The following is a 19,387-nucleotide window of genomic DNA, read 5'->3' as shown; positions in this document are numbered from 1 at the left end:
GTACGCCGATGGGAACGCACGAGTCGCCGGAGCAGCCGGGAGACGCACTCGGCAGGGGCGCGCACGAAGCGCCGGATGCCGACCAGCCGACGGGACGCACGATCGCGGGAGTGCTCGGGTCGCCCCGATTCTGGCTCGCACCGCTCGCGCTGGTGGCGGTGATGTTCTCGCTGATGGCCGCGCTGTACATGGCAGCGGTCGTCGATCCGCAGCGCCACCTCCACGACTTCCCGGTCGCGCTGGTGCAAGAGGACGCCGGCGGTGAGGTGCAGGATGCCGACGGACAGTCCACGAAGCAGAACTTCGGCGAGCAGGTCGCCGAGGGCATCATCTCCTCGGCGGCGGAGAACGGGATCGTCGTGCGCCGAACCGACCGGTCGACCGCCCTCTCCGAGCTGAACAGCGGCAAGGTCTACGGCGTCATCGTCGTCGGGTCGAACTTCACGAATCGGGCTGTCGCACTGGGCCGGTCCACGGTCCTCACCGCCGAACCGGCGAAACCGACCATCGACATCTTCATCAACCGGGGTTCCGGCGCGTTCGCGTCGTCGATCACCACCACCCTCGCCGACCAGGTGCGGACGCGCGTCAACGATCAGGTCGGTGCACAGCTGACCGAGCAGGTCCGCACCCAGCTCGACCGCAACGACATCACCTTCACCGGTGCGGCACAGCTCGCGCTCGCGAGCCCGGTGGCCGTCGAGGTCTCCGAACCGACGCCGCTTCCCAACGGCGCGGGCAACGGTCTGTCGGCGTTCTATCTGACCCTGCTCCTCGTCCTGGCGGGGTTCACCGGGGCGATGATGGTCAGCATCGTCGTCGACGGCATGCTCGGCCAGACGCCCGTCGAATACGGGCCGTTCTATCAGCTGCGCGAGCGGCTCGCGATCAGCCGGTGGGCGACCCTCGCGGCGAAGTGGACGATCATGTTCCTCGTCGCGGTGGTGCTGTCGACATTGTTCATCGCCGTCGGCGCGATGGTCGGGACATCGATTCCGAACGGATTCGTGCTCTGGATGCTGTCGGTGCTCGGCATCTTCGCGGTCGGGGTGAGTGCGAGCGCGATGATGGCGGTGTTCGGCAACGCCGGTCTGCTGTTCAACCTGCTGTTCTTCGTGGTGTTCGGATTGCCGTCGTCCGGCGGCACCCTCCCACTCGAGGCGAGTCCGCGATTTTTCGAATGGGTCGCCGCGATCGAGCCGATGCATGTGATCTATCTCGGTGTGCGCGCGGTCTTGTACTTCGACGCCGACTTGTCGGCAGGCCTCGGCCGGTCGATCATCCAGTGTTTCATCGGTCTGCTCGTCGGTGTGCTTCTCGGTCTGCTCGGCACCAAGTACTACGACCGGAAGGGCTGGCACCGGTATCCGGGTGGGATGACACTGCCGCCGAAGCTGGACAAGATCGTCAACGCCGGCTGAGACGTGGTCGCGTCGCCCCGACCGTTCACCTGGGTCTGACACCGTGGCGGGATGGGTATCCCCGTCGTCATGTCGATCCCCGAACTGTCCACGGCTCTGCACGAGCTGCGGGACGACCTCGACCGCGCGGAGCTGCAGGCCGAGTCGCTCATCGCCGCCGTGGCCGATCAGCACCGGCACAGCGCCCGCAACCTCGTGCACTACGTCGCGGTCCGACGCCGCGACCTTCGTCCGCTGCAGGGATCGATGTCCGCGCACGGTCTGTCGAGTCTCGGCCGGATGGAGTCGATCGTCTATTCGTGGATCGAGACGGTCATCGAGACCGTGGACGCGCTCGCCGAGGGCCGTACCCGGCATCCGATCTGGGGTGATCTCGCCGGGGGTGTGCGAACCCTGACCCGCAATCGCGATCGGCTCCTCGGGCGCGTACACCCCGGTGGTGGTGACGACGCGACCGCCGACGGACCCGGGGACGAGCACGGCGAGCGGGCCACCCGCGTGATGGTCACGATGCCGACCCGGGCCGCCGACGATCCGGACCTGGTCCGCGCCATGGGTGCAGCCGGGATGGACGTCGCGCGGGTGAACTGCGCGCACGACGGTCCGACCGAGTGGTCACGGATGATCGAGTCCGTCCGGTCCCTGCCGGGCCGGGTGCGGGTGGCCATGGACCTCGCCGGACCGAAATTGCGCACCGGACCGCTCGAACCGGGGCCGAAGGTGATCAAGGTGAAACCCGTCCGCGCCGACAACGGCACGGTCGAACGACGGTCACGGGTGCGGCTCGGTACGACGCCGCTCGACCCCGGGGCACGATTGCCCGACGGGATCGACGCGGTCATCCCGGTGCGCGCACTCGTCGACGCCGTCCAGAGAGACCAGCTGGTCCTGCGTGACGCCCGCGGTCGCCGGCGACGTCTCGAGGTGGTCGCGGTCTCCGAGGCGGGTATCGACGCAGAGACCGATCGGACCGTCTACTACGAGACGGGCATGCCGATCGGCGTGGCGGGTTCCGAGGACGCCAGTCGGGATGCGGCCCGCTCCCGGCGCAGTCTCGTCGTCGACGAACTGCCGGAGAAGCGCCAGCACCTGCTGGTGCGCACCGGCGACGAGATCCGGTTACAGCGCGACCTCACCCCGGCCCCGGCGACTCGCACCGGGCCCCATCGGATCGGTTGCGAACTCGGGGAGGCCTTCGACGATGTGATGCCGGGCCATCGGGTGCTGTTCGACGACGGCAAGATCGCCGGGCGCGTCCGCGAGAAGCTCGGCGACGAGATCGTGGTCGACGTCGAGCGCGCCGGTCCGGGTGGAACCAAACTCCGGGCCGAGAAGGGGATCAACCTACCGGACACGACGCTGCACATCCCGGCGCTCACGGCGGCCGACCGGCGAGACCTGGAGTTCGTGGCAGCGCGCGCGGACATGGTGAACTGCTCCTTTGTCCGGTCGCCGGAGGACGTGGCCGACCTGATCGACGAGCTGGGTCGTCTGGGCGCACCGGACGTGGGGATCGTGCTGAAGATCGAGACCCGGGCGGCCTTCGAGTCGCTGCCGCAGATGCTGCTCGAGGCGATGCGCTGGGATGCGGTCGGGGTGATGATCGCCCGCGGCGACCTGGCCGTCGAGGTCGGGTTCGGTCGGCTCGCCGAGGTACAGGAGGAGATCCTGTGGCTGTGCGAGGCCGCACATGTCCCGGTCATCTGGGCGACGCAGGTGCTCGACGGGCTGGCGAAGACGGGCGTTCCGTCTCGTGCGGAGGTCACCGATGCGGCGATGAGCCGCCGCGCGGAGGGCGTGATGCTCAACAAGGGGCCGTACATCGTCGAGGCGATCGAGGCACTGACGTCCATCCTGGACCGGATGGGCGGTCACGTGGAGAAGAAGCGGTCGCTGCTCCGGCCGTTGAACTCCTTCGACATCGATCCGGGGTAGGACTGCGGGCATGTCGGGGGCGCGCGTGTCGGTGCCCGGTGGGAGAATGCCCGGGTGAGGTTCTACCGGGATGAGGCCGTCGTGTTGCGCCAGCACAAGCTGGGCGAAGCCGACCGCATCATCACGCTGCTCACCGCCGAACACGGCCTCGTGCGCGCGGTCGCCAAGGGCGTCCGGCGGACCCGCTCGAAATTCGGCGCCCGGCTCGAACCCTTCGCCCACATCGATGTACATCTGTATCCGGGACGCAGCCTCGACGTGGTCACCCAGGTGCACAGCCTGCACGCCTTCGCCGATCGCATCGTCGCCGATTACGGGCGCTACACGACGGCCTGCGCGGTCCTCGAGACCGCAGAGCGTCTGGCGGGCGAAGAGCGCGCTCCCACCCGCCAGTTGCACCGGCTGACGGTGGGGGCACTGGAGGCGCTCGCCGACGACCGACGACCGCGTGAACTGATCCTCGATGCCTATCTGCTGCGCGCCATGTACAGCGCGGGCTGGATGCCGGCCCTGGAGGAGTGCGCACGATGCGCGACGCCGGGGCCGCATCGCGCCTTCCACGTCGCCGCGGGTGGTGCAGTGTGCCTGCCCTGTCGCCCGCCGGGTTCGGCGACACCGTCGCCCGGCGTGCTCGACCTCATGGACGCGTTGTTCCGCGGTCAGTGGGATCACGTGACCGACTCGACGCCGTCGCTGCGCCGTCAGGCCAGCGGGCTCACCGCCGCGCACCTGCAGTGGCATCTCGAACGGCAGCTCCGAACCCTGCCTCTGATCGAGCGCACCGCGCCTCATAGGCTGATGGACACAGGTGTGGACGTGGGTGTGAGGAGAGTCGACGATGGCGTTGCGGCCGGGTAGTTCCGCGAGAGGGCGGAAGTCCGCGAGCCCCCGTGGCGACGTTCGGCCGCCCGACCCGCACCCGAGCGGCGCGCGTCCGCCGGCCATCCCCGCCGAGTTCGTACCCAAGCACGTGGCACTGGTGATGGACGGCAACGGCCGCTGGGCCACCGATCGCGGACTCCCGCGCACCGAAGGACACAAGCGCGGCGAGGCCGTGCTGATGGACACCGTGTGCGGCTGTATCGAATTGGGTGTGGGCTGGTTGTCGGCTTACGCCTTCTCCACCGAGAACTGGTCCCGCAGCCCCGACGAGGTGCGGTTCCTCATGGGCTTCAATCGCGACGTCATCCGTCGGCGGCGCGACGAGATGCACGAGATGGGTGTCCGCGTGCGGTGGGCCGGACGCCGGCCGCGCTTGTGGCGCAGCGTGATCCGTGAACTCGAGATCGCCGAGGAGATGACCAGGGACAACACCGCGATGACGCTGACGATGTGCGTCAACTACGGCGGCCGCGCCGAGATCGCCGACGCCGCACGGGAGATCGCCCGCCGGGCGGCCCGGGGAGAGATCGATCCCGAGCGGATCTCGGAGTCGACGTTCGCGCGATACCTCGACGAGCCGGACATGCCCGACGTCGACCTCTTCCTGCGTCCCTCGGGGGAGCAGCGCATCTCGAATTTCCTGCTGTGGCAGTCGGCGTACGCGGAGATGGTCTACCAGGAGAAGCTCTTTCCGGACTTCGACCGCCGTGACCTGTGGGCCGCCTGCCTCGAGTATGCTTCGCGCGACCGGCGTTTCGGCGGGGTGAAGCCGTCGTGACCGATGCCGCCACGCTCCTCGACCGGACGGCCGAGATCGTCGCCGAACTCGGGCCCGTCGACCGTCCCGACGCCGATTCGCTGGTGGTACAGGTCGGTCCGACGCGCGCATCGATCCGCGTACTCACGCTGGCCGACGGCCTCGACGTGCTGGCCATGACTCAGATGGTCGCGATGGACCTGCCCAACACGCCGAGCCTGCGCGACGATGTCGAGGCGTGCGCAGCCCAGCTCAGTTTCGGCAGCCTCCGACGCTCCGATCGTGCCGGGGTCACCACGGATGTGTTGCAATACTACACGTTTCCGGCGAGCCAGCTCGACGACGTACCACTGCTGACGGTGTTGCACATCGTGCTCGCCGCCGGGGTCGACGCCGCCGAGCGGCTGATGGGTCCGGCTTCCGCCTGACGCGACCGCCCCTCCGCTCCCTGCTCAGTCGCTCTCGGCGACCCGGCAATCACCGCAGCGGCCGAAGACCTCGACGGTGTGGTTGATGTCGGTGAAGCCGTGCTGCGCGGCGATCTTCGCGGCCCATCGCTCGACCGGCTCGGCCTGGACCTCGACGGTGGTTCCGCAGTCGCGGCACACGAGGTGATGGTGGTGTCCCGACGAACAATGGCGGTAGCGCGTCTCACCGGAGCCGTCCCACAGCACATCGATCTGGCCGGCCTGGCTCAGCGCCTGGAGATTGCGGTAGACCGTTGTCAGGCCGATCGATTCACCGCGGGCCTTGAGGATCTCGTGCAACTCCTGGGCGGAACAGAAGTCCTCGGTGCCGGCCAGGGCGTCGGCGATCGCGGCCCGCTGGCGCGTCGACCGGATGCCGGTGACCGGCTGCGGTCCGGAGGCGACCCCGCTCATTCGTTCACCGCCCGGGAGGCGTCGGTCGGCACTGCGCGGCCGTCGTGGGTCTCGTTCGCGTGGATCAGGGCGTCGCCGACGATGTGGGCGACGTGATCGTCGAGCAGTTCGTAGGTGATCTCGCGGCCGTTGCGCTGGCCGCGGACCACGCCGGCGTCCTTGAGGACACGCAGGTGCTGACTGACCAGCGGCTGACTCAGACCCAGGTGCCCGACGAGTTCATGGACGCACTGCACCCGCTCGCGCAGGGACAGCACGATCGCGACGCGGGTGGGGGAGGCGAGGGCACGCAGGAGGTCGGCGGCGGCTTCCCGGGCCGCGGCATCGGCCGCCTCGACGGGGTCGGGCCCGTCCAACGGTTGGGTCGACATCGCGCTCCTCTCGCCTGGCTCGCGCCACTGATCCGACCATTCTAACGGAAATGGTTTTCAATCCATGCCCGGGTCGCGTGGCCGGTCAGCCGCCGTTCGCGCGACGGCGGTCGGCGACGGGGGGAACCCCGTCCGCGCCCGCGGTCGACAGCGCGTACGTCGCCACCGCGAACGCGACCGCGGAGGAGTTGACGGCCAGGAGGTCGGTGTCGATGTTGTCGAGGGTGTCGCGCGCCGTGTGATAGTCGGGGTCGAAGGGCTCTCCCGCGCGGCCGCCCCACAGCTCGGCCTGCGCCTCGTTCTTCTCGGTCTCCGCGCCGGTGAACACCCCGCCGGAGGGGATGCCCACCGCGATGAACGGACCGTAGTCGGAGCGGCCGTCGAAGTCGTCGGGTGCGAGGGGGATGCCCCGATCGGCGTAGAACTTCTCGAAGGTCCGCTCGATGCCCCCGGAGCCGTCCGGGCCGGGGCCGGCTCCCTCGCGTTCGGAATCGTCCCCGTCGTAGGTGAAGTAACCGCCGTTGGGCGACGCGAGCATGTCGAAGTTCAAGTACAGGGCGACCGCCGCGCGGCCGGCCGGGTCGAGTCCCCGGACGTACTCCGAGGAACCCACCAGGCCGTCCTCTTCGGCGCCCCAGAACGCGAACCGCACCCGGTGCGCAACGCGTGGGGACGAGCCGAGCCGCAGCGCGGTCTCGAGGACAGCCGCGCTGCCGCTCGCGTTGTCGTTGATGCCGGGCCCTTCGACGACGCTGTCGAGGTGCGCGCCGGCCAGCACGACATCGTCGGCGGTGCCCGTCCGGGTCTCGGCGATCAGGTTGCGCGTGCGGATGCCGGTGGTCTCCGCCTCGACCGAGAGCGTCACCGATCCAGCCGACCGCACCCGCTCGGCGTCGTCGGCGGAGACGCCGAGGACGGGGATCGTGGGGCGGTCATCCGGCCCGAGCGTGGCGCCCGTGAGCGGGCCGGGTTCGTTGTTGACCATGATCGCCCCGACCGCACCGGCGGACTGCGCGTTACGTGCCTTGTCGGCGAAGGTGCAGGTGCCGCGCGAGATCACGGCGACCGACCCGCGCACCGCCCCCGGGAAGTCGGTGCTCGCGCATCCGAGCCCGTCGACGGTCACGGGCGCGGCGGTGACCGGGGTGTCACCCGTGCCTGCCGAGTACTCGACGATGCGCGTCGCGACCTTCAGGTCGTCGGCCGTCAGGCTCACCGGCCCGGCGTCGAAGCGCTCGTAGTCGACCGGCGTCGTGGTCACGTCGAAACCCGCCGTGCGGAGCAGCCCGGCGACGTAGTCGAGCGATGCGTCATACCCGGATGTGCCGGCTGCGCGGTTGCCGCCGTTGTTGTCGGCGATCTGCTGGAAGGCGCGGACGTGGGCCATCACGTTCTCGATGGTGACCGCCTCGCCCAGCGCGTTCGGGGTGACCTCGGCGACCGGGGGTGCGGGCGAGGGGGTCGACACCGGCGCCGAGGAGGGCCGATCGACCTCTGTGGGCTGTTCGTCCGCGCACCCCGCGACGAGTGCCAGTACCAGTGCCAGTGACGCTGCCAGGAACGTCGGCCGGCCATGCCGCGCCGGAACAGGGACGCCGACGCGTCGTCGTACTCGAACGATCACCCTGCCACTGTGGCAGTTCCGGAACGCCGGCGTGCGCCCAACGGTTCGCGGCGACGATCGGAGTTGCCGGTGCTTTCGGGAAACAGGACACCTGCTCGGTAGTCTGTACGGGTTGCCGCCTGCATCTCGTGGATGCACGCCGAGCACCGAGCATCAGCACGACCGTCCCAGCCGAACACCTCAACCCGTGGAGAGCAGTTAACCGTGGCCGCCCAGTCCAATGTGGAATCCGTCGTCAACCTCGCCAAGCGTCGGGGCCTGGTCTACCAGTGCGGTGAGATCTACGGCGGTACCAAGTCGGCCTGGGATTACGGCCCGCTCGGCGTCGAACTCAAGGAGAACATCAAGCGGCAGTGGTGGCGCACGATGGTCATCAGCCGCGAGGACGTCGTGGGTCTCGATTCGTCGGTCATCCTGCCGCGCCAGGTCTGGGAGGCCTCCGGCCACGTCGAGGTGTTCACCGACCCCCTCGTCCAGTCGCTGCACACCCACAAGCGCTACCGCGCCGACCACCTCATCGAGGCCTACGAGGCCAAGCACGGGCATCCGCCGGCCAACGGCCTGGCCGACATCAACGACCCGGAGACCGGGCAGCCCGGCAACTGGACCGAGCCCAAGGCCTTCAGCGGTCTGATGAAGACGTTCCTCGGTCCCGTCGACGACGAGGAGGGCCTGCACTACCTGCGTCCCGAAACCGCCCAGGGCATCTTCGTGAACTTCAAGAACGTGATGACCACCGCGCGCAAGAAGCCGCCGTTCGGCATCGCCCAGATCGGCAAGAGCTTCCGCAACGAGATCACCCCCGGCAACTTCATCTTCCGGACCCGCGAGTTCGAGCAGATGGAGATGGAGTTCTTCGTCAAGCCGGGCGAGGACGAGGAATGGCACCAGTACTGGATCGACCAGCGGTTCGACTGGTACGTGAACCTGGGCATCGATCCGGAGAACCTGCGGCTCTACGATCACCCCAAGGAGAAGTTGTCGCACTACTCCAAGCGGACCGTGGACGTCGAGTACAAGTTCGGCTTCACCGGTAACCCGTGGGGCGAACTCGAAGGTGTCGCCAACCGCACCGACTACGACCTGTCGACGCACAGCAAGCACTCGGGCGAGGACCTGTCGTTCTTCGATCAGGCGTCGGGCGAGCGCTACACCCCGTTCGTCATCGAACCGGCTGCCGGCCTGACCCGCTCGCTGATGGCGTTCCTGTGCGATGCCTACACCGAGGAAGAGGTCCCGAACGCGAAGGGCGGCACCGACACTCGCACCGTCCTGCGGCTCGACCGGCGGTTGGCACCGATCAAGGTCGCCGTGCTGCCGCTCTCGCGCAACGAGAAGCTCTCGCCGAAGGCCCGCGACCTCGCCGCCGAACTCCGCAAGCACTGGAACGTCGAGTTCGACGACGCGCAGGGCATCGGCAAGCGCTACCGCCGACAGGACGAGATCGGCACCCCGTTCTGCGTGACCGTCGACTTCGACACCCTCGACGACCAGGCCGTCACGGTGCGTGAACGGGACACCATGAGTCAGGAGCGGGTCGCGCTCGACAAGGTCGCCGAGTATCTCGGTGGCAAGCTGCTCGGCGCCTGAGAACTGTCGCAGCGCCTCGGGACGTACGCCCACGATTCCGCCTGACCTGCGGATGTCTGTCACACTTGATGGCGAGTTGTCGCGTGGAGTAGGGCATGGGGTCCGTCGTGCGCGTGACGAGAGAGTGAGTGGAGTCGTGTCTGTCAGCGGGAAAGTCGTTCATTACGACGCGAATCGGGGATTCGGGTTCTTGGCGCCGGAGTCGGGCGGCGCCGATGTGTTCCTCCACATCAACGACATCGACATCGATGAGAACTCGTTGAAGCCCGGCGCGAAGGTGTCTTTCGACGTCGAGGAGACCGATCGGGGTTCCAAGGCGATCAACGTCGCGGTGACCGAGGCCGCACCCGCCGACGACGCCGCGGGCGCCCGGGCGCACCGCCGCGACGAGCATCACGGCCGAGATCGGGGCGACCGCGGTGATCGGGGCGACCGCGGACGCCACGACGACCGCGGCAGCCGTCGGCCGCGCGGTGGCGGCTCGCTGGACTCCGCCGCGTTCACCGAGGAGCTGACCGAACTGCTGCTCGACGCCGACGGCGCCCTCACCGCACGCCAGATCGTGGCGATCCGGCAGCGCGTCACCGACTTCGCCGTCGCCCGGGGCTGGGTGCTTGACTGACACCCGCCAGGGGCCCGAGACCGTCGGTCATGTTCTCCCGGCGGTGGCCGCGTACGGCGACGAAGCCGTCGAGCGATTCGTTCCCGAGGGAGCCAAGGTCGCGAGCCTGCCCGGCACGCGGACCGATCATCGGAGCGACTTCGCGCGAGATCGCGCGCGGGTCCTGCACTCCGCGGCGCTTCGCCGGCTGGCCGACAAGACACAGGTCGTCGGTCCGCGCGAGGGTGACACGCCCCGCACCCGGCTCACGCATTCGCTCGAGGTCGGGCAGATCGGCCGGGGCATCGCCATCGGCCTCGGCGCCGAACCCGACCTCGTCGAACTCGCCGGACTCGCCCACGACATCGGGCATCCGCCGTACGGACACAACGGCGAACGCGCGCTCGACGAGGTGGCCGCGGATCACGGTGGTTTCGAGGGCAACGCCCAGAACCTCCGAATCCTGACGAGGCTGGAACCCAAGCTGCTCGATGCCGACGGGCACAGTGCCGGCCTGAATCTCACCCGTGCCTCGTTGGACGCGACCCTGAAGTATCCGTGGACCCGGCGTACCCCGGGCGGGAAGTTCGGGGCCTACGACGACGATGCCGGGATGCTCGCCTGGATCCGTCGGGATGCGCCCGGGACCCGGCAATGCGTCGAAGCCCAGATCATGGACTGGTCCGACGACGTCGCGTACTCCGTGCACGACCTCGAGGACGGCGTGATCGGCGGCCGCATCGATCTGCGGACGCTCGGGGACCCGCAGGATCAGCGGGCGCTGGCCGACATCGGCGCCAAGGAGTTCCCCGGTCTCGATCCCGAGGCGCTCGTCGACGCCGCCGCGCGCTTGCACCGGATGGACATCGTGCGTTCGGTGGGTGTCTTCGACGGAACTCTCGACTCCTATGTCGCACTCAAACGGTTGACCAGTGAATTCATCGGGCGCTTCGCGTCGGCGGCGATCACCGGGACCCGCGAGGTGGTCGGGGGCCGGCCGGTGTCGCGCTACGACGCCGACCTCGAGGTACCGGAACTCATCGCCGCCGAGGTGTCGATGCTCAAGACCCTGGCACTGCGGTTCATCTTCTCCAACGAGCGCCACAAGGCGACCCAACGTCGTCAGCGGGAACGCATCCACCGCGTGGCGAACTGGTTCGTCGAGGCGGCGCCCGGCGGTCTGGACCCGATTTTCGTGCCGTGGTGGAACGCCGCGTCCGACGACGCCGCCCGCATGCGCGTCATCGTCGACCAGATCGCGTCGATGACCGAAGGCCGGCTCGAGCGCACCGACAAGCACAATTCGGGGGCGCAAGCGCACCTGGGTTAGCGCCGGGGGATCGGGTTGTCGAAGCACCCGGCCGGGCGGCCTCTCCGGCGTCACTACACTGGTCGCGTGGCAGGCCGAATTCCCGATCGCGACATCACGGCGATCCGTGAGCAGACGAGGATCGAGGACATCGTCGGCGATTACGTCGCGCTGCGTCGGGCCGGTGCCGACAGCCTCAAGGGGCTGTGTCCGTTCCACGACGAGAAGTCGCCGTCGTTCCACGTACGGCCCAACCACGGACACTTCCACTGCTTCGGTTGCGGCGAGGGCGGGGACGTCTACAGCTTCCTGCAGAAGCAGGAACACATCAGCTTCGTGGAGGCGGTCGAGCAGCTCGCCGACCGGATCGGTTACCAGATCAACTACGAGGGCGGCGGCACCGCCATCAAGCGCGACCGCGGGACACGCGCCCGTCTGGTGGCGGCCAACGCGGCTGCCGCGAAGTTCTATGCCGCCGCGCTGCAGTCACCGGAGGCGCAACCGGCGCGCGACTATCTGAAGGAACGCGACTTCGACGCGGTGGCGGCCGTCCAATTCGGTTGTGGCTACGCGCCTGCCGGCTGGGACACGATGACCAAGGCGCTGCTGTCGCAGGGGTTCGAGTTCAGCGAGCTCGAGGCGGCCGGGCTGTCGAAGCAGGGACGCAAGGGTCCGATCGACCGGTTCCACCGCCGCCTGCTGTGGCCGATCCGCAATCTCGCCGGCGACATCATCGGCTTCGGTGCCCGCAAGCTCTTCGACGACGACAACCTCGGCAAGTACATGAACACGCCGGAGACCATGCTGTACAAGAAGTCTCAGGTGCTGTTCGGTCTCGATCACGCGAAGAAGAGCATCGCCAAGGGCCATCAGGTCGTGGTCGTCGAGGGCTACACCGACGTGATGGCGATGCATCTGGCCGGCGTGACCACCGCGGTCGCGTCGTGCGGCACCGCCTTCGGTGAGGATCACCTGGCACTGATCCGGCGTCTGATGATGGACGACTCGTACTTCCGCGGCGAGGTCATCTACACCTTCGACGGCGACGACGCCGGAAAAGCGGCTGCCCTCAAGGCATTCGAGGGGGAGCAGTCGATCTCGGGACAGACCTTCGTGGCGATCGCACCCGACGGCATGGACCCCTGCGAACTCCGCCAGGAAAAGGGGGACGCGGCCGTCCGCGACCTGATCGCGCGTCGAGTGCCGATGTTCGAGTTCGCGATCAAGGCGCTGCTCGCCGGACATGACCTCGACACCGCCGAAGGTCGCGTGCACGCCCTGCGCGACACCGTGCCGGTGGTCGCCCGGATCAAGGACATCGCACTACGCGACGAGTACGCGCGGCAGCTCGCCGGCTGGGTCGGGTGGGAAGAGGTCTCCCAGGTTCTCGGGCGCGTGCGCGAGGAGGGCGCCAGAATCCGGAAAGCGCAGGGCGTCAGCCCATCCGGTGGTCGGGGAGCCACGCGCGGCGCCCGCAACCGACCGGAGGCCGAGTCGGCCCCGACCTCCGCGCGGCCGCAACCCAACGATCCGCGCCTGTGGCCGCAGCGGGAGGCGCTGAAGGCCGCGCTGCAGTATCCGGCGATCGCCGGCACGGTGTTCGACTCGCTGCCCGTCGAGTGCTTCAACGAGCCGGCGTACGCGATCATCCGCCAGGCGATGACCGGTCTCGGCGGGACATCGGCCGGTCTCGGTGGCGCCGCCTGGGTCGACGCCGTGCGCAATGCCGTGGACGATCCGATCATCGACCCGCTCGTGACCGAGCTCGCCGTCGAATCGATGCCGGTCGACGAGGACAACATCGCCCGCTACATCTCCAGCGTGCTGGCGCGGCTGCAGGAGGTGTGGGTGGGCACGCAGATCGCGGACATCAAGTCGCGACTGCGCCGGATGGCGCCCAGCGACGATCCCGACGGCTACAACGCGGTCTTCGGCGATCTCGTCGCTCTCGAGGCCTATCGTCGGAGCCTGCTGGAACAGGCTGTCGACCCGATCGTCGACGCGGGCTGACACACCCGCGTAGGTTTTCGCACCGACGGTCGCGGGGCCGGCGGACGATGAGTATCCGTCTCCGGCCCGGTCTACCCCGTCGGCACCCCCCACGCGACCGACGGAGGCAGGAATCCATGGCGACAACGATCTTCTCGGCGACGGCATCACTCGACGGGTTCATCGCCGGACCCGGTGGCGACATGTCGTGGCTGACCCGATTCTTCGACGTGCCCGCCGACGGGCAGCCGGCGTCCACTGCAGCGGACGATGCCGCCGCACGGTTGATGCGCGGCACCGGCGCACTGCTGGTCGGCAATCGCTCGTTCCGCGGCGATGATCCCAACAAGGGCACCGACCGCGAAGGTGCGTTCGGTGGCGAATATGACGGGCCCGCTGTTGTTCTCACGCACAACCCACCCGCCGACCCCGTCGATGGCGTCACCTTCGTGTCCGATCTGCACGAGGCGGTCGAGACCGCCACCGCGATCGCGGGCGACGCCTATATCACCGTGATCGGTGCCGATGTCGCGCGACAGATGATCGATCACGGGTTGCTCGACGAGGTGTTCGTGTTCTTCGTCCCGGTGTTTCTCGGCGCGGGCGTACGGTTGTTCGACCGGCCCGGCGGTGGCGAGGTCCGGCTCACACCGATCCCCGGTGAGAGCGAGTACTGGTGTCTAGTGGAGCGATGAACCCGAACCGGAGTTGAACAGTCGACGACGGTTCGTGCTCCCGGCTGCGAGTCCGCCGGCGGCTGCCTACCGTGGGAGCGTGGACGCCAATGACGAGCGCAGGCAGGTCACCGAGGTGCAGCACCGCCTGATCGGGATGTACACCGACAAGAAGCCCGAAGAGGTCGCCGAGGCCGTCGAGGCCGCGTATCGGCACTTCGACGGCATCGATGTCCGCGACTTCGTGCCGCTGCTCGTGGAGCGGCGTGCCAACAACGCACTGAGTGGGTCTTCGGTGATGGCCGATTCTGCGGAGGTGCCCCCGGCGCTGGGTGGCTGACGTCGGGGAACTCGTACACCAGTCCGGTGCCTCATGAGTGGGGAGTGCGGGGCTCGAACCCGCGACCTACGGATTATGAGTCCGCGGCTCTAACCGACTGAGCTAACTCCCCGCGCAGGTCTTGCGTCCTGCGGGAGAGGACACTACCGCACACCCGGGGAACGGTCGGAGACGCGTGCGTGCACAAGTGTCGACCATCTGGCGCGGCGGGCCACGGGGCTCGCAAGCGGCCGGCGACGAACACGCAGATGAAGGGGTCGCGCGTTCGTCCCATCGTGGTCGACGGTCAGTCGGTCACCGCCACGCCTAGACGGCTGACCGCGCGTTTTGTTCTCCGGCGCGACGATGCGCTAGAGTCTGACCTCGGTTCTGGTGAAGCCCCCGAGGGTGCCGAACAGAGCCGCGGCAATCCCCCATAGCTCAATTGGCAGAGCATTCGACTGTTAATCGAACGGTTACTGGTTCGAGTCCAGTTGGGGGAGCAGAACAGCCCGTCACCTGCAAGAGCAGGCGACGGGCTTTCTGCTTTCGGACCACCGTTCGTTTCGCGGCCCGGCGGCGGGGGTAGGCGCCCCTGCATGCACACAGACCCATCGTCACAATCTGTTCTGGTGATCGCCGATCCCGGCGCGACGGAGGCGATCGGCAAGCGGCTGTCCGAATCCTTGTCGGCGGACAGCGAAAGCGCCGTCGGCCGGCAGGTCTCGACCCGAAGTCACGCGTATCCGATCGACGAAGACACCGACTTCTCCGACGTGGTCGGCACGGTGGATCCCGATTCCGCGAGCGAGGACGTCGTCATCTACCTCACCGACCTCGTGCGCCGATCGGGGACGACCCCGCTCGTCGCCGAGATCCACCTCTCGAAACGGCTGGGGGTGATCTCGATTCCGGGGATGGGGGCTGCATCCGTCGAACGCCGCACGAGGGATCTGGCGCGAATGGTCGTTGCCGAGGTGTCCAGCGAAACGGATGAGCAGCCGGCAACTGAACGCATTCATCGGGTGCAGGACGACGACGTCGTGCACTATCTCGCGCCGTCCAGACTGTCGCGTCTTCGGCTGCTCGCGGGCATGGTCTACGCCAATCGGCCGTGGCGCGTGGTCGCCGGTATGTCGAAGGTGATGATGGCTGCTTTCGCCACCGGCGCAGTGAGTCTCGCATACGGGACCATGTGGCAATTGTCCGACATGATGGGGCCGTGGCGACTGAGTGTGGCCACTGCTCTGTCGATTGCCGCGCTGATCGCCTGGCTGATCATCGAGCACGACCTGTGGGAACGGCCGCCGTCGCCGGAAGAGCGCGAACGGGCGGTGCTGTACAACATGTCCACCGTCGTCACCCTGACGATCGGTGTCATCGTCTTCTACATAGTCGTGTTCTTCCTGCTGCTCCTCACAGCGTGGTGGACGATACCGCCCGACATGGTCACCGACCAGATCGGGGATCCGGTGGACTTCTGGACTCTGATGGTGATGGCCTGGCTGGTGGCATCGGTGGCCACGTTGGGCGGTGCGCTCGGTTCAGGCATGGAGGATGACGACGCCGTGCGGGCAGCGACTTATGGGGCTCGGCAACGCCAGCGTTTCGAGCGGGACGACGATGACGATCGGCGCTCGGCAACGAGCAAGAGCCGATGACGCGAACGGAAAGGCCCATTACCTGCTGAGCAGATGATGGGCCCTTCGCGTACCGGGTGGACGACCGGCCTACTCGCGGGGGTAGTCCTCGGGGTCGGTGTCGACCTCGACGGCCTGCTCGGCGGCGTCGGCGGCATCGGCGTCGAAGGGCACCGTCGGCTCCGGTCCGGAGGCGGTGTCGGGGTCCGTCGGCTGGGCTTGCTCGATCGCATCGGCCTCGCTGGCCTCGATCGGCAGGTCGGTTTCCGGTGACGTCATCGGTCGCTCCTCTCGTCGTCGAACTCCTACGTATCCACGTGTACCCGACGGGGTGGATTTCAGTCTCCGACGCCGCGTCGCTCCTCGTAGCGGGCCTGGGCGTCCCGGACGACGGGCATGTTGTCCTGCACGAGTTCGATCAGCCCGCTCAGCTGGTCGGCCACCTGCCGGCCCAGCGGGGTGAGGTGATACTCGACCTTCGGCGGGATGGCCTCGAGGACGGTGCGGACGATCATGCCGTCGCGCTCGAGGTTCTGCAGGGTCTGCGACAGCATCCGCTCACTCACGCCGTCGACGCGCCGACGGAGCGCGCTGAACCGATAGTTGCTCTCGCCCAAGGCGAGCAGCACGAGGCTGCCCCAGCGTCCGGTGACGGTCTGCAGCGTCGTCCGCGACGAGCAGTCCCGGGCGAAGACGTCCGCCTCGAGGGACTGGTCGCTGATCTCGGTCACGGGTTCAACGGTAGCCGAAGGGGCGAGATCTTGCTAACAGTTGATGTTGCACTTACGAAAAGTTAGTGCATACTGTGGTCACCAATCCCGAAGAGAAGAGGACACAATGACCACAGCAGTGACCGGCGCGACAGGACATCTCGGCGGCCTGGTGATCGAGGAGTTGCTCGGTCGCGGCGTCGTCGCCGGCGACATCGTCGCGATCGTCCGCGATGAGTCGAAGGCGTCGAAACTCGCGTCACAGGGCGTCACGGTCCGGGTCGCCGACTACGACGATCCGGACTCGCTGCGGAACGCGCTCGCCGGAGTCGACAAGTTGCTGCTGATCTCCGGGTCGGAGGTCGGGCGACGTCTCGCCCAGCACACCAACGTGATCGAGGCCGCCGAGGCCAACGGCGTCGCGCTCATCGCGTACACCAGCCTGCTGCACGCGGATACGAGCGGTCTGAGTCTGGCTCCCGAGCACGTCGCCACCGAGGCCAGGCTGCGCGAGTCATCGGTTCCCGCCGTGATCCTGCGCAACGGCTGGTACTGGGAGAACTACCTGGGGGCCATTCCGCAGGCGGTGTCGACCGGGGTGCTTTTCGGTGCTGCCGGCGACGGACGCCTCGCGGCTGCGGCACGCGCCGATTACGCGGCCGCGGCCGCAGCCGTACTCACCGCCGGTTCCGATCAGGCAGGCAAGGTCTACGAGCTCGGCGGTGACGAGCGGCTGACCTACGGCGAGTTCGCCCGCGCGATCGGTGCGGCTTCCGGTGCGACAGTCGAGTACCGCGACCTCCCCGAAGCCGAGTACCAGGCCACCCTCGTCAGCGCAGGTCTGCCCGAACCGGTCGCCACGATGCTGGCGAGCTCCGACGCCGGTATCAGCCGCGGAGAGCTGGACACCGACTCCGGCGATCTCAAGTCGCTCACCGGCCGGTCGTCGACTCCCGTCGCGGACGTCATCGCGCAGGCGCTCGGCTGAACCTCCGTCTCACGATGGTCGCCCGATGTGGTCCGGTCCGAGTCGCAACGATGAGTTTTCCGGCGCGACCGGGTCTGTCCGCATAGATTGCTCGTGCCGACAGACGACGGGAACGGAAACCATGCCGCAGCTACTGAGAGTCCAGAACTTCTCCATCTCGCAGGACGGGGTGGGGGCGGGGGAGAACCAGACGTTCGACCGCCCCTTCGGTGACCGGGTCGAGCCGTGGGAACTGATGTCGTGGGCGGGTGCCACCGCGAGCTGGCCCAACCGGACCGACCCGGGTGGCACCCGCGGCCTCGACGACTACTTCACTCGCGACTTCGCCCACAACATCGGCGCGGAGATCATGGGCCGCAACAAGTTCGGCTACCAACGCGGTCCGTGGACGGACCATGAGTGGCAGGGGTGGTGGGGCGACGAACCGCCTTTTCACACACCCGTCTTCGTGCTGACGCACCATGTGCGACCGTCGTTCACACTGAGCGACACCACATTCCACTTTCTCGACGCCACACCGGCCGAGGCCGCCGAGCAGGCGAAGGCCGCGGCCGACGGTCGCGATGTTCGCGTCGGCGGGGGTGTCAGCACCGTGCGGGAATTCCTCGACGCCGGTCTGATCGACACCCTGCACATAGCGGTCGCGCCCGTCACGATCGGAACCGGGCTGAAGCTCTGGGAGACGCCCGAGGAACTCGACGACCGGTACCATCACGAGTCGGTCCCCAGCTCCAGCGGGGTCACGCATCACCTGTTCTGGCGCAAGTAGCGCCGGCCCGTCGACCGCACCCCGATCCGGTTGCGTTGGTGTCCCGGCATCCGGGACAAACCGCAACCGGATCGCGGCGGCGGTGGAATGCGCCCGCCGATCGGCGTAGTTGTAGGGACCATGACGGAACTCTCCAGCAAGGCCACGACTCTGCTCGAACTCCACCAGCCCGGTAACCCGGTCATCCTGCCCACCGTGTGGGATGCCTGGTCGGCGAACCTCGCGGTCTCCGCGGGATTCACGGCGCTGACGGTCGGCAGTCATCCGGTGTCGGATTCCATCGGCAAGCCCGACAACGAGGGCATCACGTTCGACGAACTGACCACCCGCATCCGGCAGATCACCGCCGCCGTCGACGTCCCGATCTCCGTCGACATCGAATCCGGATACGGGGAAGACCCGAAGACGCTCATCGACGGACTGATCGCGGCGGGTGCCGTCGGTCTGAACATCGAGGACACCGTGCACAGCGAGGGCGGACGGCTTCGCGAGGCCCAGGAGCACGCCGACTTCGTGGGCGCGTTGCGGGCGGCGTCCGACGCCACCGACGTGCACGTGGTGATCAACGCGCGCACCGACCTCTTCGTGAAGCAGGTCGGGGACGAATCCGACCGCGTCGAGCGCGCCATCGAGCGACTGAAGCTGGCCGCCCGAGCCGGTGCGGACGTGCTGTACCCGGTCGGTTTCCACGACGACGCCACACAGAAGCGACTCACCGCGGAGCTGCCGTTGCCGGTCAACGCGATCGGACATCCGACCAAGAACTCGAAGTCGGCATTCGCCGAACTCGGCGTCGCTCGCGTCAGTTTCGGGCCGATCTTCCAGATGGTGCTCGCCGAACGCGCCGCCGAGGTCCTCGAGCCCTGGAAGTAGCGAGGGCATCCCGTCCGGGTCGTCGAACCCGGACGGGATGTCGGCGGTTCGGTC

General features: G+C 68.1%; 20 protein-coding genes and 2 tRNA genes. 16 read left to right on the top strand and 6 right to left on the bottom strand.

The window, feature by feature from the left end:
* Positions 1 to 8 precede the first annotated feature (8 nt).
* The 5 genes from MHN80_RS09770 to MHN80_RS09750 are packed head-to-tail and all read left to right on the top strand — an operon-like array spanning position 9 to position 5,423.
* Positions 9 to 1,421 (top strand): YhgE/Pip domain-containing protein, encoded by a 1,413-nt coding sequence (locus tag MHN80_RS09770; RefSeq protein ID WP_239401186.1) that lies wholly within the window; start codon positions 9 to 11, stop codon positions 1,419 to 1,421.
* A 51-nt stretch (positions 1,422 to 1,472) separates the two neighbouring features.
* Positions 1,473 to 3,356, top strand: a complete 1,884-nt coding sequence (locus MHN80_RS09765) for a pyruvate kinase (protein WP_239401184.1) — start codon at positions 1,473 to 1,475, stop codon at positions 3,354 to 3,356.
* A 54-nt stretch (positions 3,357 to 3,410) separates the two neighbouring features.
* Positions 3,411 to 4,214 carry a DNA repair protein RecO gene (gene recO, locus MHN80_RS09760; protein WP_004023010.1) on the top strand — a complete coding sequence of 268 codons (804 nt, stop codon included), beginning with the start codon at positions 3,411 to 3,413 and terminating at the stop codon, positions 4,212 to 4,214.
* On the top strand, positions 4,195 to 5,016 hold the full coding sequence (locus MHN80_RS09755) for an isoprenyl transferase (RefSeq protein WP_004023009.1): 822 nt from the start codon (positions 4,195 to 4,197) through the stop codon (positions 5,014 to 5,016). The genes recO and MHN80_RS09755 overlap by 20 nt, the downstream gene beginning before the upstream one ends.
* On the top strand, positions 5,013 to 5,423 hold the full coding sequence (locus MHN80_RS09750) for a hypothetical protein (protein ID WP_004023008.1): 411 nt from the start codon (positions 5,013 to 5,015) through the stop codon (positions 5,421 to 5,423). The genes MHN80_RS09755 and MHN80_RS09750 overlap by 4 nt, the downstream gene beginning before the upstream one ends.
* Before the next feature lie 24 nt (positions 5,424 to 5,447).
* Here MHN80_RS09750 and MHN80_RS09745 read toward each other — a convergent pair whose 3' ends face one another.
* From MHN80_RS09745 to MHN80_RS09735, 3 genes are all read right to left on the bottom strand, one after another.
* On the bottom strand, positions 5,448 to 5,876 hold the full coding sequence (locus tag MHN80_RS09745; RefSeq protein WP_101819379.1) for a Fur family transcriptional regulator: 429 nt from the start codon (positions 5,874 to 5,876) through the stop codon (positions 5,448 to 5,450).
* A complete protein-coding gene (locus MHN80_RS09740; protein WP_004023006.1) occupies positions 5,873 to 6,247 on the bottom strand; it encodes a metalloregulator ArsR/SmtB family transcription factor in 375 nt (124 codons plus the stop codon). Before MHN80_RS09740 ends, MHN80_RS09745 begins: the two co-directional genes overlap by 4 nt.
* Positions 6,248 to 6,332: 85 nt before the next feature.
* The gene (locus tag MHN80_RS09735; RefSeq protein WP_239401182.1) at positions 6,333 to 7,871 is read right to left on the bottom strand and encodes a M28 family metallopeptidase; all 1,539 of its coding nucleotides are present in this window, start codon (positions 7,869 to 7,871) and stop codon (positions 6,333 to 6,335) included.
* Between the two features lie 204 nt (positions 7,872 to 8,075).
* Between MHN80_RS09735 and MHN80_RS09730 the strand changes: the two genes are divergently transcribed.
* The 6 genes from MHN80_RS09730 to MHN80_RS09705 all read left to right on the top strand — a co-directional run bounded on the left by MHN80_RS09730 (position 8,076) and on the right by MHN80_RS09705 (position 14,374).
* The gene (locus MHN80_RS09730; protein WP_239401180.1) at positions 8,076 to 9,461 is read left to right on the top strand and encodes a glycine--tRNA ligase; all 1,386 of its coding nucleotides are present in this window, start codon (positions 8,076 to 8,078) and stop codon (positions 9,459 to 9,461) included.
* Between the two features lie 136 nt (positions 9,462 to 9,597).
* The gene (locus MHN80_RS09725; protein WP_004023003.1) at positions 9,598 to 10,083 is read left to right on the top strand and encodes a cold-shock protein; all 486 of its coding nucleotides are present in this window, start codon (positions 9,598 to 9,600) and stop codon (positions 10,081 to 10,083) included.
* A complete protein-coding gene (locus tag MHN80_RS09720; protein WP_004023002.1) occupies positions 10,076 to 11,392 on the top strand; it encodes a deoxyguanosinetriphosphate triphosphohydrolase in 1,317 nt (438 codons plus the stop codon). The genes MHN80_RS09725 and MHN80_RS09720 overlap by 8 nt, the downstream gene beginning before the upstream one ends.
* A 66-nt stretch (positions 11,393 to 11,458) precedes the next feature.
* Positions 11,459 to 13,381 (top strand): DNA primase, encoded by a 1,923-nt coding sequence (gene dnaG / locus MHN80_RS09715; protein ID WP_239401178.1) that lies wholly within the window; start codon positions 11,459 to 11,461, stop codon positions 13,379 to 13,381.
* A gap of 116 nt (positions 13,382 to 13,497) precedes the next feature.
* Entirely contained in the window at positions 13,498 to 14,055 is a 558-nt protein-coding gene (locus MHN80_RS09710) for a dihydrofolate reductase family protein (protein WP_239401176.1), read from the top strand.
* Positions 14,056 to 14,134: 79 nt separating this feature from the next.
* Positions 14,135 to 14,374, top strand: coding sequence for a three-helix bundle dimerization domain-containing protein (locus tag MHN80_RS09705; RefSeq protein WP_086537459.1), 240 nt, complete (start codon positions 14,135 to 14,137; stop codon positions 14,372 to 14,374).
* A gap of 38 nt (positions 14,375 to 14,412) precedes the next feature.
* Here MHN80_RS09705 and MHN80_RS09700 read toward each other — a convergent pair.
* Positions 14,413 to 14,486, bottom strand: a tRNA-Ile gene (locus MHN80_RS09700).
* 297 nt (positions 14,487 to 14,783) lie between these two features.
* Here MHN80_RS09700 and MHN80_RS09695 point away from each other — a divergent pair.
* Together MHN80_RS09695 and MHN80_RS09690 are read left to right on the top strand one after the other, a co-directional pair.
* Positions 14,784 to 14,856: transfer RNA gene (locus MHN80_RS09695), tRNA-Asn, on the top strand.
* A gap of 96 nt (positions 14,857 to 14,952) precedes the next feature.
* Positions 14,953 to 16,014 carry a hypothetical protein gene (locus MHN80_RS09690; protein ID WP_239401174.1) on the top strand — a complete coding sequence of 354 codons (1,062 nt, stop codon included), beginning with the start codon at positions 14,953 to 14,955 and terminating at the stop codon, positions 16,012 to 16,014.
* Positions 16,015 to 16,083: 69 nt separating this feature from the next.
* On the opposite strand, the gene MHN80_RS09685 is transcribed toward MHN80_RS09690, so the two are convergent.
* Positions 16,084 to 16,272, bottom strand: coding sequence for a hypothetical protein (locus MHN80_RS09685; RefSeq protein WP_239401172.1), 189 nt, complete (start codon positions 16,270 to 16,272; stop codon positions 16,084 to 16,086).
* 59 nt (positions 16,273 to 16,331) lie between these two features.
* Complete coding sequence (locus MHN80_RS09680; protein ID WP_239401170.1) at positions 16,332 to 16,724, bottom strand: helix-turn-helix domain-containing protein; 393 nt, start codon at positions 16,722 to 16,724, stop codon at positions 16,332 to 16,334.
* 106 nt (positions 16,725 to 16,830) lie between these two features.
* Here MHN80_RS09680 and MHN80_RS09675 point away from each other — a divergent pair, with 106 nt between their 5' ends.
* The 3 genes from MHN80_RS09675 to MHN80_RS09665 all read left to right on the top strand — a co-directional run bounded on the left by MHN80_RS09675 (position 16,831) and on the right by MHN80_RS09665 (position 19,333).
* Entirely contained in the window at positions 16,831 to 17,691 is an 861-nt protein-coding gene (locus tag MHN80_RS09675) for an SDR family oxidoreductase (protein ID WP_239401168.1), read from the top strand.
* A 121-nt stretch (positions 17,692 to 17,812) separates the two neighbouring features.
* Complete coding sequence (locus MHN80_RS09670) at positions 17,813 to 18,460, top strand: dihydrofolate reductase family protein (RefSeq protein WP_033203947.1); 648 nt, start codon at positions 17,813 to 17,815, stop codon at positions 18,458 to 18,460.
* A 120-nt stretch (positions 18,461 to 18,580) separates the two neighbouring features.
* The gene (locus MHN80_RS09665) at positions 18,581 to 19,333 is read left to right on the top strand and encodes an isocitrate lyase/phosphoenolpyruvate mutase family protein (protein ID WP_004022995.1); all 753 of its coding nucleotides are present in this window, start codon (positions 18,581 to 18,583) and stop codon (positions 19,331 to 19,333) included.
* Positions 19,334 to 19,387 lie beyond the last annotated feature (54 nt).

Origin of the sequence: Gordonia sp. McavH-238-E, from assembly GCF_022348225.1 — a bacterium.
Classification (GTDB): Bacteria; Actinomycetota; Actinomycetes; order Mycobacteriales; family Mycobacteriaceae; genus Gordonia; species Gordonia terrae.
Note: the sequence above shows the minus strand (reverse complement) of the source record. Positions and strands in the feature narration are given on the sequence as shown.